The organism is Parasphingorhabdus sp., assembly GCF_048267785.1.
In the GTDB taxonomy this organism is placed as follows: domain Bacteria; phylum Pseudomonadota; class Alphaproteobacteria; order Sphingomonadales; family Sphingomonadaceae; genus Parasphingorhabdus.
The window spans coordinates 157,254-172,505 of record NZ_JBLWWU010000003.1 but is presented as its reverse complement, the minus strand read 5'-3'; the positions used below and the strand labels follow the sequence as shown (position 1 = coordinate 172,505).

Annotated in this window: 10 protein-coding genes; 5 read left to right on the top strand and 5 right to left on the bottom strand. The window is 55.0% G+C overall.

Features of this window, described 5'->3' with window-relative positions:
• Window positions 1-69 precede the first annotated feature (69 nt).
• The 3 genes from ACN0VD_RS04110 to ACN0VD_RS04100 form a co-directional block, all read right to left on the bottom strand.
• Entirely contained in the window at window positions 70-1,878 is a 1,809-nt protein-coding gene (locus ACN0VD_RS04110; RefSeq protein WP_417591892.1) for an ABCB family ABC transporter ATP-binding protein/permease, read from the bottom strand.
• Between the two features lie 54 nt (window positions 1,879-1,932).
• On the bottom strand, window positions 1,933-4,074 hold the full coding sequence (locus ACN0VD_RS04105; protein WP_417591890.1) for a TonB-dependent receptor plug domain-containing protein: 2,142 nt from the start codon (window positions 4,072-4,074) through the stop codon (window positions 1,933-1,935).
• A gap of 138 nt (window positions 4,075-4,212) precedes the next feature.
• Entirely contained in the window at window positions 4,213-4,482 is a 270-nt protein-coding gene (locus ACN0VD_RS04100) for a hypothetical protein (RefSeq protein ID WP_417591888.1), read from the bottom strand.
• A gap of 186 nt (window positions 4,483-4,668) precedes the next feature.
• Between ACN0VD_RS04100 and ACN0VD_RS04095 the strand changes: the two genes are divergently transcribed.
• Complete coding sequence (locus ACN0VD_RS04095) at window positions 4,669-6,876, top strand: EAL domain-containing protein (protein ID WP_417591886.1); 2,208 nt, start codon at window positions 4,669-4,671, stop codon at window positions 6,874-6,876.
• Window positions 6,877-6,969: 93 nt separating this feature from the next.
• On the opposite strand, the gene ACN0VD_RS04090 is transcribed toward ACN0VD_RS04095, so the two are convergent.
• Complete coding sequence (locus ACN0VD_RS04090; RefSeq protein ID WP_417591884.1) at window positions 6,970-8,493, bottom strand: fumarate hydratase; 1,524 nt, start codon at window positions 8,491-8,493, stop codon at window positions 6,970-6,972.
• 288 nt (window positions 8,494-8,781) lie between these two features.
• On the opposite strand from ACN0VD_RS04090, the gene ACN0VD_RS04085 reads away from it, so the two are divergent.
• Complete coding sequence (locus ACN0VD_RS04085) at window positions 8,782-9,669, top strand: DMT family transporter (RefSeq protein ID WP_417591882.1); 888 nt, start codon at window positions 8,782-8,784, stop codon at window positions 9,667-9,669.
• A gap of 65 nt (window positions 9,670-9,734) precedes the next feature.
• On the opposite strand, the gene ACN0VD_RS04080 is transcribed toward ACN0VD_RS04085, so the two are convergent.
• Window positions 9,735-10,511, bottom strand: a complete 777-nt coding sequence (locus ACN0VD_RS04080; RefSeq protein WP_417591880.1) for an SDR family oxidoreductase — start codon at window positions 10,509-10,511, stop codon at window positions 9,735-9,737.
• A 574-nt stretch (window positions 10,512-11,085) separates the two neighbouring features.
• On the opposite strand from ACN0VD_RS04080, the gene ACN0VD_RS04075 reads away from it, so the two are divergent.
• The 3 genes from ACN0VD_RS04075 (at window position 11,086) to ACN0VD_RS04065 (ending at window position 15,250) form a co-directional block, all read left to right on the top strand.
• Window positions 11,086-13,161 (top strand): ribonucleoside-diphosphate reductase subunit alpha, encoded by a 2,076-nt coding sequence (locus ACN0VD_RS04075; protein ID WP_417591878.1) that lies wholly within the window; start codon window positions 11,086-11,088, stop codon window positions 13,159-13,161.
• 321 nt (window positions 13,162-13,482) lie between these two features.
• Window positions 13,483-14,532: a ribonucleotide-diphosphate reductase subunit beta gene (locus ACN0VD_RS04070; protein WP_417591876.1), complete on the top strand. Its 1,050-nt coding sequence runs from the start codon at window positions 13,483-13,485 to the stop codon at window positions 14,530-14,532.
• Window positions 14,533-14,587: 55 nt separating this feature from the next.
• Window positions 14,588-15,250, top strand: coding sequence for an MT-A70 family methyltransferase (locus ACN0VD_RS04065; protein WP_417591978.1), 663 nt, complete (start codon window positions 14,588-14,590; stop codon window positions 15,248-15,250).
• Window positions 15,251-15,252: the final 2 nt, after the last annotated feature.

Below are 15,252 nucleotides of genomic sequence, written 5' to 3'. Positions count from 1 at the left end.
ATACGGAACCGCAAAAGCGGAGAATGACCGAAATTGTGTGATCTATCCTCCTGCGGCAGGATGGGGTGGTTAAGCCGGTTCCCGCTGATCCTCAGCCTGCCGCTTCCACATATCTGCGTAAAGACCACGCTTGACCAGCAATTGCCGATGGTTGCCGCGTTCGGCGATCCGTCCTTCGTTGAGCACGATAATCTCGTCGGCATGGGTAATCGTCGACAGCCGGTGCGCGATGATCAAGGTGGTTCGCCGCTCCGAAATTTTGGCGAGGGTCGCTTGAATTTCATCCTCGGTGCGGCTGTCGAGTGCCGAGGTGGCTTCGTCCAAAATCAGGATCGGCGGATTTTTGAGCAATGTGCGGGCGATTGCCACCCGCTGCTTTTCGCCACCAGACAATTTGAGCCCGCGTTCGCCAACCTGCGTATCATAGCCGTCGGGTAGTTTGGCGATAAAACTGTCCAGTGCTGCTCCGCGCGCTGCTTCCTCGATCTCGGCCTGGGTAGCGCCTTCGCGGCCATAGCCGATATTATAGCCGATGCTGTCGTTGAACAACACGCTATCCTGCGGGACAATGCCGATTGCGCCGCGCAGGCTGTGCTGGGTGACTTCGGATATGTCCTGTCCGTCGATCAATATGCGGCCGGCTTGCGGATCATAGAAACGGAACAGCAAGCGCGCGATCGTCGATTTGCCAGCACCGGACGGTCCGACTATCGCCAGAGTGCCATCGGGCGGCACTTCAAAATCAAGACCGTGCAATATTTCGCGGTCTTCATCATAGCCGAACACCACATTTTCAAAACACACGCTTCCATCCGATACCTGCAACGGCTTGGCCCCCGGTTTGTCGACCACTTCCTGTTCCGTATCGATCAGCTTGAACATTGCATCCATGTCGACCAGTCCCTGCCGGATTGTGCGATAGACCATGCCGAGCATGTCAAGTGGTCGGAACAGCTGCATCAGCAGCGCGTTGACCAGCACCAGATCGCCGACCGTCAGGTCGCCCTGTTTCCAGCCGTAGACGCTAAACGCCATTGCGCCGACCATCGTCAGGTTGGTGATGATCGACTGACCGATATTGAGCAGGCCGAGCGAGTTTTCCGATTTGACCGCAGCGGCAGCCCAGTCCCGCATCGCCTGGTCGTAGCGTTCAGCCTCGCGCCGTTCGGCAGTGAAATATTTGACCGTCTCATAATTCAGCAATGCATCGACCGAGCGGCCGATCACCCGCGTGTCCATGTCGTTCATTCTGGCTCGCAAGGCATTGCGCCAGTCGGTCACCTTGCGGGTGAAGGTGATATAGATCGCGACCATAGCCACGGTTGCCGCGACCAGTCCGAAACCGAACTTGATCTGGAAGATAATCAGCACCGCGGTCAGTTCGACGACCGTCGGGGCAATGTTGAACAGGAGAAAATAGAGCATGGTATCGATGCTCTTGGTGCCGCGCTCGATGATCTTGGTGACTTCGCCGGTGCGGCGGCCGAGATGAAAACGGAGAGACAGATTGTGGAGATGAATAAAAACATTGGTCGCAAGGCGCCTTGCGGCTTGCTGGCCGACCTTTTCAAACACGATGTTCCGGAGGTTGTCGAACACAACCTGTCCGAACCGGGCTAGGCCATATGCGGCCACCAGGGCGAGCAATACAGCCAGTTCGGTATTGAGGCTGTCGCCGGACATGCCGTCGATAACCGCTTTGTAAATGAACGGCATGGTAAGGACCGCAGCCTTGGCACATAGTACCATGAGACCAGCCACAATGATCCGTAGCCGCAAGCCTGGCTCGCCCTCGGGCCAGAGATAGGGCAGGAAGCGCTTCAGCGTAGGGATCATCGGCGGATCGATCTGACCCTGGGTGCTAAAGTCTGGTGGCATGGGCCGGATGTAAGGACGTCTTGTCCAATTGTCTATGCGCAGCGGAGTCCGGCTTTAAAAACTGCCACTGATGGTTAGCCGGTAAATCAGTCCAAATTCGCGGCTGCGGTCTTCGATGAATGCAATTGGGCCGTTACGACGCCCCCTCATGAACGGGCGGTCGAGATCGCCTGGCTGGCCCAAGAGATTACCATAAGCCGTGCGGGTAAAATTTTCGCTGCGTCCCAGAAGGTTGCCGAGATCGGCTTTTACCGTCAGTCCGAAGACATTCTTATGTTCGACAAAGATCCATGTATAGGGTCCGCCGGTCCGGAAATTGTTTGCCTGATCAAGACGGAGGAATTTCGAGTTGCGAAAATCCTCTGCTCCTGCCCCCCATGCCCAGTTGCTGTTTGGGATATCGTGGCGGAAGTTCACTTCATAGGTGAAGATTGTATCGTCACTGATCCGGCGATATATGCCGGTTAAAGGATCGCGTAGCGCACTTTTGCGGACTTCACCCTCAATATCCAGCTTGGCACCGGTCCAGCCAATCGGATCAAGCAGGATGCTTGTGACCAGTTCGACACCATAGCTGGTCGCGCTGTCCAGATTGCCCCGGGCTTCGGTGGTCGCGGTGATCGGGATGGAATCAACTATATCGCTGAATTGCTCGCCGTAGATACTGACCGTCATGGATCCCCATGGACCCAGTTTTCTTGTGGTTTCCAGTTCCGCCCGCCAACTTTGGGGTGGCACCAGACCCGGATTTCCGGCGTTACCACTATTCTGGGAGACGTCGACCGATTGCACGAAATCAAAAAAGTCGAGCTGGCCGACCAATCGTTCGATTTTCAGACTGATATCCAGATTGGGCCGGGGCCTCCATGCCATTGAGACCGACCCTTTCGGGCGTATAAACGACCGGCTTTGACCGGCGACACCGCTCTGGCTGATCTTGCTATATTCACCGCCCAATGTTGCCTGCAGGTTGAGCCTGTCCGACAAGGGACGTCCATAAGAGCCGATAATCTCGCCACGATATTCGGTGACCTTGCTGTTGGCGTTGGTCAGCGCAACCGGCTGGTATATTCCTTGCGTGTCGAGCACCGCCAGTTCGGCTTCATTGTCGAGAAAATTATAGGCGCCTTCTACACTGATGCCCCAGTCGGTTCCGCCGATGGTTTTCCAGCCATATTCGGCGCGCAATATGGACTCGCCTTCATCGGTTACCCGATCAAACCGCGTGCCATTTGGCGGAGTCACGCCATCGAAAAATGTCTGTCCGAAAAAATCGCTGACCGGGCTATGTTCGAAACGCTGCAGGCCAATCAGTTTCAGGCGACCGCCCCCAACTGAAAATTCGTAATCGGTGCTGAATTCCGCGTTCCATTCATTCTCGCGGCTGGAATAATCTTCGAAAATATCCGGCTGACCGATTTGGGTGCGATCCGTGACAACGGTCTCCCGGCCACGATAGATCTGGTAGGCGCCATTGGCGTTGAACACTGCGCCGCCGTCACTGGTGCGGCTATACGAGGCGCTCAGCTTTGGCTGGTCCTGCCGGTAGCGGGCGATTTCATCGCGTTCGAATAGCAAGTTGCCGTAACGGTCGGTTACTTTTTCGAGACCTTCAACGCCATTGCGCGCGGCGTCATTTTCCAGCGACAGGGTAAAATCACCTTTGCCGAGTTTTCCATTGATCGAAGCTTCCCCGGCAAACCAGTTACTACCCGACCGGCGCCATCGCGGATCCCACTTGAAATTGCCGCCCAGGCCGGTGGATTCATCCGCTTTGGTGACGAGATTGAGTACCTGACCGGAAAGGCCGGAGATACTGAGCGTTGCTCCGTCGACAATCTCGATCCGGATGACATTGGCGGCGGATATCCGGCCGAGAAAAGTAAAGGCGTCACTGTTTTTTCCCGGGATGCGGGCGCCATTGATCAGGACATTCTCGTCGGCCTGGCCGAGGCCGCGCTGGCTATCGTCTCCCGTGTCGATGGTGAAGCCGGGTACCTGGCGGACCATGTCCAGCGCGGTGCGCGGATTAAAACGGGAAAATTGCTCGGCTGCATATATCTGCCGTCCATTTTCCATATGCGGCTGCAGGGAGGACAGGGGGGCGGTCTGCCCGAATGCGGCTCCGGAGATGATCGCGGATGCCATCAGGGCACCTGTGGCGATGCTGCTCCAAATCCGTGTCTTGCTGTTCAAGATTTTCCCCTCCGAGCCGTTTGCGTCCGGTGGAGTGCTGCTATGCGCGATTGGTTGCAGTTGATACCGGCTTTCGACAAACTACATTTGTAATCGGATGAACTACATTTGGCAGTTTTGGCTCTAACCCATTGTATCTCAATGCTTGTTGAAAAAAAGAATCCAGGCTGCCGCGCAATTGGCGAGCGTGTAGACGAAATAGAAAATTACGGCAGTCAGCATGCCCATACTGGCGAAAATCATGGCTGCGGCCAGCATGAAAAACTCCAGCATATAGCTGCCATAGGGCCCAAGGATCTTGCGAAAATTGCCGCGCGCTTCGGCAATCAGCGGATGGTTGCTCTCGAGCATGGCCCTGTGCATCGCGAAGTTGGCGACGCCGCAAAGGAAGATGACAAAAATATACATGTTTTCAATATAAACGCATTCGGTGTCTTTGTCATTTGGACAGAAAGATATTTTGTCAATTGAGGGCAAGGAAACGGCAGTTGGTATCCAGATATTATTATCGGAACATTGAAATTATCGGTGGCTTGTTACGATGAATTTAACCAATTTGTACGAATGTAAAATCAGATAATTTTAGGGTCTAAAGTGGCAAAAAGTTTCTTACACGCATTTTCCAGCGAATCCGCCAAAAGAGCGGAACGGGAAGCCGTGTCTGTCATACCATCCGACGATTATAACCGGCGCCTTGAGATTCTGGATGATTTCGAACAAGCAGGGATCAGCTGGCTATGGGCAACGGATGCCGATGGCCGCTTGGTATATCTATCCGAAAAAGCAGCGGAAAATTTGAACAAACCGATCAAGGAACTTCTCTCCGTACCGCTGATTAGCCTCTTTGAAAATGATCCCGACAATCCGGATGAAAAATCGGATCGCCCGTTCAAATATCATCTGAGCAAGCGTAGCAAGATTAACGATCTGGTTGTCCGCCGTGTTCCGGAAACGCTGGGTAGCAAGGATCGTCCGACATGGTGGCTGATTTCAGGGCATCCCAAATTCGACGATTCCGGCAATTTTCAGGGTTATCGGGGCAATGCAAAAGATGTCACCGTCGAATATCAGCACAAGCTGAAAGAATCGCGGATGGCGGAATTTGATTCGCTAACCGGCCTTGCGAACCGTCATCGTATGGATAGTCGGCTCAACGGGATGCTGGCAGCGTTCAAGGCTGCCAACCGCAGTTGCGCGATCATGATGCTTGATCTCGATCGTTTCAAGCAGGTCAATGACACGATGGGGCATGCCGCCGGTGACGAATTGCTCAAGCAGGTGGCCAAAAGGATGCGCGGCATTATTGGCGATAGTGGCGAAATTGGCCGGTTGGGTGGCGACGAGTTTCAGGTCATCATTCCCGATCTTGATGACCGGGGCAAACTGGGTGAACTGGCCGAGAAAATTGTGAAGACCGTTTCTCAACCCTATCCGATCGATGACAAAAGCGCGACCATTGGAACATCGATCGGCATTGCCATCGCCCCCTATGATGGTGTCGAGAAAGATGAATTGGTTCGTAGCTCAGATCTCGCTCTCTATGCGGCCAAAAATTCAGGTCGTGGCCAGTTCCGCTTTTTCTCTGCCAATTTGAAAAATGAAGAGGAGGAGCGCCGCGTTCTGGTCGAGGATCTCCGTGATGCGCTCGTCAACGATCAGGTAGAATTGCATTATCAGCCGGTTGTTCGCACCGATGATCACATGATCGTCGGGTTCGAGGCGCTGATGCGCTGGGTCCATCCGGAACGGGGAGGGGTTAGCCCGGCAGTGTTCATTCCGATTGCAGAAGAATTGAATCTGATAAACCAGCTGGGAGAGTGGGCGCTGCGCCGGGCCTGCATGGATGCGCTGCAGTGGCCGAAGTCGGTTCGGGTCGCGGTCAATGTGTCAGCGGTGCAATTTGCCAATAGCGGCTTCCCCGAAATCGTCATGAACGCACTGGCTGCGAGCGGTCTGGAACCCGAGCGGCTGGAACTCGAGCTGACCGAAAGCGTCTTCATGGGTGACAGCGAGACCATTGATAATACGTTCAGGATTTTGAAAGAGCTGGGGGTGCGACTGGCGCTGGATGATTTTGGTACCGGCTATTCGTCGCTGAGCTATCTGCGTTCGGCCCCGTTTGACAAGATCAAAGTGGACAAGAGTTTTGTCGATTCCTGTACCCAGAAGGACAAGAACAGCGCGAAGATTATCGCGGCGATTGTCGGTCTGTCAGAAGCATTGGGAATGGAAACGACGGTCGAGGGGGTTGAAGCTTTTGACCAGTTCGAAGTCGTTTGCTCCAAAGGTGCGCGCTATATTCAGGGGTGGATCTATTCCAAGGCGCTCAAATTGGAAGAGATTGAAGAGAAGCTCGGGAGTGGAGAGTTTCGGATCGAGCCTGATGGACCGGAATTATACCGGCCGGACCGGCGCACCGTTTTTCGCCGGATTGGAGCGATCCACGAGGATCACAGATATGAGGTTGTGATGCGCGATCTTTCGAAATCCGGTGCGCGGTTTGAAGGCATGCTGGGGGTGCCGCTGGGTACCAAGCTCGTGCTCGACCTTGGCGCTGGCCAATTGGTTGTCTGCACGGTGATCCGGTCAAATGAGGCCGTGCTGGCGGTCGAGTTTGAAACGCCGCTGGTCAGTGATGGTGCGGGCGGTTTGTGTACGCGTCATCGCGTGTCCCCTTATGACCTTTGCGTCGCGGGTATGCCGCTTGCGGCTTTGCCGCCCGGCAATTATCCGATCACCCACGATGCATCCCAGCCGCGCAGCAAACCGAAATTCATGCAAGTCAATCCGACCGGTTCCTGACAGGCGGCAAAGCCCATTGGCAGAATATGTTCCGGACAGGGAATCTGCAAATGAACGTCTCGCCGCCGGAACACGACCCTGATGGGTGAACGCTTAAGCGTTTTCCAGCAGTCCTTCCTTCTTGATCTTCTCCTGCCACACCAGAGGAGCGAGATGATGGACGCTTTGTCCTTCCGCATCCACGGCCACGGTCACCGGCATGTCCTGCACTTCAAATTCGTAGATCGCTTCCATGCCAAGATCTTCAAATCCAACGACTTTGGAGTCCTTGATCGCGCGCGACACCAGATAGGCGCTGCCGCCGACCGCCATCAGATAGGCGCTCTTGTGCTTCTCGATCGAGGCCACCGTATCCAGTCCGCGTTCCGCCTTGCCAACCATTGCGAGCAGACCCTGTTCGAGCATCATGTCGGTGAACTTGTCCATCCGCGTCGCGGTGGTCGGCCCAGCGGGGCCAACCACTTCCTCGCCTACCGGATCGACGGGGCCGACATAATAGATGACGCGGCCCCGGAACTCGACCGGCAATTCTTCGCCGGCTTCCAGCATATCCTTGATCTTCTTGTGCGCGGCATCGCGGCCGGTCAGCATCTTGCCGTTGAGCAGCAACCGGTCGCCATGTTTCCAGGTCGCGACTTCTGCCGCATCCAGCTGGTCGAGATGCACGCGCTTCGCTTCCGATGACGGCGTCCAGTTGACGTCCGGCCATTCGTCGAGCTTCGGCGCTTCGAGATAGGCGGGGCCGCTGCCATCGAGGGTGAAATGCGCGTGGCGGGTGGCGGCGCAATTGGGGATCATCGCGACCGGTTTGCCCGCTGCATGGCAGGGCCAGTCGTTGATCTTGACGTCGAGGATGGTCGAGAGTCCGCCCAGACCCTGCGCACCGATGCCGAGCGCGTTGACCTTGTCGAATATTTCGATGCGGAGCTCCTCGATATCATTGCGTGGCCCTCGTTCTTTTAGCTGGCCCATATCAATAGGATCCATCAGGCTCTGTTTGGCCAGTAATACGGCGCGTTCCGCGGTGCCGCCAATGCCGATGCCGAGCATGCCGGGCGGGCACCAGCCGGCGCCCATCTGCGGGATCATTTCCAGTACCCAGTCGACGATATTGTCGCTCGGGTTCATCATCTTGAATTTGGATTTATTCTCCGATCCGCCCCCCTTGGCCGCGACATCAACGGAGACCTTGTCACCGGGCACCATCTCGACATGCAGCACAGAAGGGGTGTTGTCCTTGGTGTTGCGCCGGGTGAAGGCGGGATCGGCCAAGATCGAGGCGCGCAGCTTGTTCTCCGGATGGAGATAGGCGCGGCGCACGCCTTCATCGACGATTTCCTGCATCGATTGTGATGTGTCGTCAAGCCGGCAATCCATGCCCCATTTGACGAAGACATTGACGATGCCGGTATCCTGGCAAATCGGGCGGTGGCCCTCGGCGCACATTTTCGAATTGGTCAGGATCTGGGCAATCGCATCTTTTGCTGCCGGTGATTTCTCCGCGTCATAGGCTTTGCCGAGCGCCCGGATATAATCCATCGGATGATAATAAGAAATAAATTGCAGCGCGTCGGCGACGCTTTCAACAAGGTCGGTGGTCTTAATCGTGACGGTCATATTGGCTCCGGAAAATCTTGCGATATGTGATTTGGCCGCCTTTTGACCGATATGAACGGGCCGGGCAAGTTTTTGTGGCGCATTGCTGGCCGATACATGTCCGGCCAAATCGATCAGTCCGGCTGTCTCAGCTTGGCGGTCCGTGCTTCGCCAAATATCGTAAATAGTAATTTGGGTATCAAATAAAATAAACATCCGCCGATCCTATGCTGCGATTGCGAACAACATGATGACGCGATACGAGTAACCAAGCGGGGCGTATCGACGACCTGCCAAGGAACCGATTCTATGCGCGCGCGCGATTTTCTACTGCTCGTCCTGATTTGTCTGATCTGGGCCTCCAACAATGTCCTGAGCAAGATCATCGTCGATGACTGGGCTGTGCCGCCCATATTCTATGCGGCTCTCCGCTTTTTCGTAGTGGCGCTTGTGATGCTGCCCTGGCTCCTGCCGATGCCCCGTCCGGCGTGGCGCATCATATTGATCGGCTTGCTGATGGGTGGCGGAAATTTTGCGCTGCTGTTCATCGGCCTGCAGACTACATCGCCATCGTCGGCTGCCATCATATTGCAACTGGGGGTTCCCTTTACGATCTTGTTGTCCGTGTTGATGCTGGGAGAGCGCGTTCATTGGCGGCGCGGCATTGGTATCGGTATGACTTTGCTCGGCGTTTTGTTTGTGGTCTGGCGCCCGGAAGGCATCACGCTCTCAATGGGGCTCTGGTTCGTTGCAGCCGCTGCATTTGCCGGCTCTGCCGGGGCTGTGTTGATGAAGCGGGTTCAGGACGTCTCCCCGTTCCGTTTTCAGGCATGGGTTGGTCTGGTGTCAGTTATTTCCTTGCCCGTTGCCTCGCTGCTTTTCGAGGAGGGGCAGTGGGCTTCTGCTTCGGCCGTTGGATGGCCACTGGTCGCTGCGGTCCTGTTTACGTCTCTGATCGTTTCCGTAGGGGCGCATTCTGCTTATTATCACCTTATCCGTAATTATGAGGCCAATCTTCTCGCTCCGCTCACTTTGATAACGCCGCTGGCTACAATTGCCTTGGGGGTCTTGATCACCAATGATGCTTTTGATTTCCGAATGGGCGTGGGGGCAGCGCTGGCGATTGGCGGCGTGCTGATCGTAGCGCTGCGGCGCAAGCCGGCGACCGAACTTCTGGTCGACCGCGAACAGCGCTAGTGGTCCGGAAGGGCCTCGGCGCCTCCAGGCATTGCAGAATGATCTGCGACCGACCGGCTACCGGTCTAGCCGGGGCTTTGCACCGAACCGCCATCTACCTGTATGGCCGTGCCTGTGATATAGCTCGCGGCTTGGGAGCCGAGGAAGACGGCAAGATTGGCAATTTCTTCAGGTTGTCCGAGCCGGCGAAGCGGGATTTGTGTCGCAAGACCTTTTGAAATTTCATCAATAGTTTTCCCGGAAGCGGCCGATTGCGATTCAAAGATCTGGGTAATGCGATCAGTATTGGTGAAGCCAGGACAAACGGTATTGACCAGGACATTGTCCGGCCCGACCTGATTGGCGAGTGTCTTGGCCCAGCCGAGTACTGCCAGGCGGATGCTGTTGGAAAGGGTCAGGCCGGGTACCGGCTGCTTCACGCCGGTTGATGAAATGTTGATAATCCTACCCCATTTTTGCGCCTGCATATGCGGCAGTACCAGACGGGTGGTCCGGACAACCGACATTAAGGTAAGTTCTACGGCCTTCTCCCAATCTGAGTCGTCGAGATCAACAAACAGGCCGGTCGGCGGGCCGCCTGCGTTGTTTACCAATATATCGATGCCATCGAAATCGTCAGAGGCTGCTGTGACTATCCGCTGGATGTCATCGGCGTTCGAAACATCACCGGCGATGGCGACACAACCGGGCATGAACGCTGCGGCGGCATCAAGATTTTCCTGGGAACGGCTGCAAATAGCGACACGTGCGCCTGCTTCATAAAAACCGCGAGCGGTGGCAAGGCCAATGCCCTTGCTGCCGGCCGTCACCAATACGGATTTGTTTTCTAGTTTCAGTTTCATATTATCGTCGACCCGGTCTGTGAGAATGAGCTTAGCCCGCTCCAATAATTTGTGGAAGCAATTAAGGAACTACCATATCTGGTGTCACAAATATGTCATGACCGCCTGTGCATCGATTGTGGATAGTTTTCATGTAAAATTTATTATCGACTCTTGCGCTTTGCGGCAGACCTAGAAGGTCCACGCGTCGCTGCGATGCAGCATGAATCGGCGCTCGACGAAGCGATTCATTTATGCGACGAACGGAGTCGTTAATATGTCATTTACCCCCTTGCATAAAATTTTGTTTCAGCCACTATAGGTTGTGGTTAGGGCAAGGGGTCACACCAACTTATAGTGTCATTGTCTATGAACACCGACTCGGTGGACGGCTCCCTTTGTGCCAATTGCAACGGAATATTTGGGGTTTTGGGCAGGAAAATAAATGCCCGCCCGGGTGACAAAACTGTTAGGATTAAAGCTTCGATTCGAGTCGAACAAGACAGGAACAAATGCCCGCAAGAAGTCCCGTTGGATGAACGGTCTACAGGCCGTTGTGATCGTTGAATTATTAGTGTGATTATAGGGGGCCTTGATGGATTTTAGAGACAACCGCGACAATGAGAATGTGACTGGAACAGATGTGAGTGAGAGTGAAATGAGCGCGGAAGTATTGGATACGCCAAAAAGCAGAGCCGAAAGCGTAAAGCCGACGAGTGAACCCGAAGTCAGCAAAAAGGCGGCGGCAGAAGCTGCCTCGGCCAAGGCCAATGACGAAAAGGAACTGAAGGCGGAGCGCGACAGCCGCAGCGTCGAGAAGCGTCGCTTCAAAATCGTGCAGGACGAAAGCCGCGACGATATGCTCACAGATTTTGGCAAGGAAACGCTGAGGGACCGCTATCTGCTGCCCGGCGAATCCTATCAGGATCTGTTTGCCCGCGTTGCCGATGCCTATGCCGATGATCAGGATCATGCCCAGCGGCTTTATGACGCGATTTCAAAACTCTGGTTCATGCCGGCGACGCCCGTGCTGTCCAACGGCGGTACCGGTCGCGGTCTGCCGATCAGTTGCTATCTCAACAGCGTCGACGACAGTCTCGGCGGCATCGTCAACACCTGGAACGAAAATGTCTGGCTCGCCTCGCGCGGCGGCGGCATTGGCACCTATTGGGGTAGCGTTCGCGGCATCGGTGAACCGGTTGGCCTGAATGGCAAGACCTCCGGCATCATACCGTTCGTCCGCGTCATGGACAGCCTTACTCTGGCAATTTCGCAAGGGTCTTTGCGTCGTGGATCGGCGGCTTGCTATCTCGACGTCAATCATCCTGAAATCGAAGAATTTCTAGAAATCAGAAAGCCCTCCGGTGACTTTAACCGAAAAGCCCTGAACCTGCATCACGGCGTTTTGCTGACCGACGAATTCATGGAAGCGGTCCGCGACGGCACCGAATTTGAGCTGAAATCGCCGAAAGACGGTTCGGTTCGCAGCACCGTCGACGCGCGCAGCCTGTTTCAGAAACTGGTCGAAACGCGGTTGGCGACGGGTGAACCCTATATCATCTTCAGCGACACGGTGAACCGGATGATGCCCAAACATCACCGCGATCTGGGTCTCAAGGTTTCCACCTCCAATCTTTGTTCAGAAATCACACTGCCAACGGGTCGTGATCACCTTGGCGAGGACAGGACTGCAGTGTGTTGCCTGTCCTCGCTCAATCTCGAAAAATGGGATGAGTGGTCGGTCGACAAGGGCTTTATCGAGGATGTCATGCGCTTCCTCGACAATGTCCTGCAGGATTATATTGACCGCGCGCCCGACGAAATGGCACGCGCCAAATATTCGGCAGAACGCGAACGCAGCGTCGGCCTGGGTGTGATGGGCTTCCACAGCTTCTTGCAGGCCCGCGGTCTCGGCTTCGAAAGCGCGCTGGCAAAATCTTGGAATCTCAAGATCTTCAAGCATGTTTCGGCCAAGGCTTCCGAAGCCAGCATGATGCTTGCCAAGGAACGGGGCCCTTGTCCCGATGCCGCCGATCAGGGTGTGATGGAGCGCTTCTCCTGCAAGATGGCGATCGCGCCGACCGCGTCGATCAGCATCATCTGCGGCGGCGCCTCGGCCTGCATCGAACCGATCCCGGCGAATATCTACACCCACAAGACGCTCTCGGGCAGCTTCGTGGTGAAGAACCCGCATCTCGAGAAATTGCTGCAGGAGAAGAGCAAGGACAGCACCAATGTCTGGAACTCGATCCTCGAGAAGGGCGGCAGCGTCCAGCATCTCGATTTCCTCAGCGCCGAGGAAAAGGATGCCTACAAGACCAGCTTCGAGATCGACCAGCGCTGGCTGCTCGAACTCGCCGCCGACCGCACGCCCTATATTGATCAGGCGCAGTCGCTCAACCTGTTCATCCCGGCCGATGTCGACAAGTGGGACCTGCTGATGCTCCACTTCCGTGCATGGGAGCTTGGCATCAAGTCGCTCTATTATCTGCGCTCGAAATCGATCCAGCGCGCCGGTTTTGCCGGTGGCGAGACGATGATGAGCGAACCGGCAACGGGCGCCAATATTTCGGGCGGTGTCGAGGCGGACAATACGCTCGACCCGAAAAAGGTCGAGCTGATGACCACCGCCGGCACCACCGATTATGACGAATGTCTCGCGTGTCAGTAAGCCGGGACTTCTTGTGTCCCTGCGAAGGCGGGGATCCATCTCCCGATCGTGCGGTTGAACGCAATGATCGGAGTTGGACCCCGGATCAAGTCCGGGGCTGCACGTCAAACGCCGGAGGCGTTTAACATTTGGTTTGCCCACTGCCCCCTCCCTTTGCTCCTTTTTGGGAGGGGGTCGTTTTAAAAAGAAAAAGAGCGCGCAGCACAAATCGTCACCCCAGCGAAGGCTGGGGTCCAACCCGGTCGACGATTTGTGAAGCAAGATTGATTTAGGCCCCGGCCGACGTTGGGGCGACGAGTATAAAGCGGAGAATGAGTTACCATGTCACTTCTGGAAGCACGCAAAACCTACAAGCCCTTTGAATATCCCTGGGCCTATGAATTCTGGAAGCGGCAGCAGCAGATCCACTGGATGCCGGAGGAAGTGCCGCTCGGCGAGGATTGCCGCGACTGGGCACAGAAGCTCACCGATCACGAACGCAATCTGCTCACGCAAATCTTCCGCTTCTTCACCCAGGCCGATGTCGAGGTGCAGGATTGCTATCACGACAAATATGGCCGGGTGTTCAAGCCGACCGAAATCAAGATGATGCTGACCGCGTTCAGCAACATGGAAACCGTCCATATCGCCGCCTACTCGCATCTGCTCGACACCATCGGCATGCCGGAAAGCGAATATTCGATGTTCCTCGAATATGAAGCGATGAAGGACAAGCACGACTATATGGGCACATTCGGCGTCGACAATGACGAGGATATCGCCAAGACGCTGGCGATGTTCGGCGGCTTCACCGAGGGTCTGCAGCTGTTCGCCAGCTTCGCCATGCTGATGAACTTCCCGCGCTTCAACAAGATGAAGGGCATGGGCCAGATCGTCTCCTGGTCGGTCCGCGACGAAAGCCTGCACTGCGAGGGCATCATCAAGATGTTCCACACGTTCGTGAAGGAACGCGACTGCCTGACCAAGTCGGTCAAGGAAGATATTATCGACTGCTGCCAGAAGACGGTGCGCCTGGAAGATGCGTTCATCGATCTCGCGTTCAGCGATGGCCCGGTCACCGGCATGACCGCCAAGGAAATCAAGCGCTACATCCGCTATATCGCCGACTGGCGCCTCGGACAGCTCGGCTTCCAGCCGATCTACATGATCGAAGACCACCCGCTGCCCTGGCTCGCGCCCCTCCTGAACGGCGTCGAACACGCCAATTTCTTCGAAGCCCGTGCGACGGAATATTCCAAGGGCGCAACCAAGGGCGAATGGAACGACGTCTGGTCCAGCTTCGACCAGCGCAAGGGCAAGGTCGCGAACGAAGACGCGCCGGTCGATGACGGGCCGGATATGTTTGCCGAAGCAGGGGTTGCTGCGGAGTGAGTTGATTCTTTGATAAGAACGTAATAAGAACGAATTTTATTTCTGGAGTCGTGCTATCAAAGACCTAGTTTCACAGAAGGACAGAATTTCTCAGGCAGCTATCGATCTAGTCGGTGTCGCAAAAGGGCAAAAATATAGTACAATATTAGCTGATCCGCCTTGGCAATTTCAAAACAGGACTGGCAAAGTTGCTCCAGAACACAAGCGACTTAATCGCTACCCAACGATGAGTTTGGACGAAATTTGTGCTCTTCCAGTTGAAGATATAGCAGCGGACCCATCTCACCTATATTTATGGGTACCGAACGCATTATTGCCAGAAGGAATTAAGGTTTTGGAAGCGTGGGGCTTTCGATATGTATCCAATATTGTTTGGCATAAAATCCGCAAGGATGGTGGATCAGACGGGCGCGGAGTTGGTTTTTATTTTCGGAATGTAACCGAAATTCTGCTTTTTGGCGTTCGCGGAAAAAATGCTAGAACACTCGCCCCGGGCCGATCACAAGTTAACATGATTCAATCACGCAAACGTGAGCACAGCCGTAAACCAGATGAACAATATGATATTATTGAGGGTTGCTCGTGGGGGCCAAGGATTGAGCTTTTTAGTCGAGGAAAGCGTAAAGATTGGACCGTCTGGGGTAATCAGGCCGATGATGATTACGCACCTGATTGGAAAACATATAACTATAATAGCACATTAGAAGCCGCAGAATAACA

What these genes read in the sequence shown, in the direction of transcription:
- ACN0VD_RS04110 (WP_417591892.1), bottom strand. Translation starts at nt 1,878, where the DNA reads ATGCCACCAGACTTTAGCACCCAGGGTCAGATCGATCCGCCGATGATC.
- ACN0VD_RS04100 (WP_417591888.1), bottom strand. Translation starts at nt 4,482, where the DNA reads ATGTATATTTTTGTCATCTTCCTTTGCGGCGTCGCCAACTTCGCGATG.
- ACN0VD_RS04090 (WP_417591884.1), bottom strand. Translation starts at nt 8,493, where the DNA reads ATGACCGTCACGATTAAGACCACCGACCTTGTTGAAAGCGTCGCCGAC.
- ACN0VD_RS04085 (WP_417591882.1), top strand. Translation starts at nt 8,782, where the DNA reads ATGCGCGCGCGCGATTTTCTACTGCTCGTCCTGATTTGTCTGATCTGG.
- ACN0VD_RS04080 (WP_417591880.1), bottom strand. Translation starts at nt 10,511, where the DNA reads ATGAAACTGAAACTAGAAAACAAATCCGTATTGGTGACGGCCGGCAGC.
- ACN0VD_RS04075 (WP_417591878.1), top strand. Translation starts at nt 11,086, where the DNA reads ATGGATTTTAGAGACAACCGCGACAATGAGAATGTGACTGGAACAGAT.
- ACN0VD_RS04070 (WP_417591876.1), top strand. Translation starts at nt 13,483, where the DNA reads ATGTCACTTCTGGAAGCACGCAAAACCTACAAGCCCTTTGAATATCCC.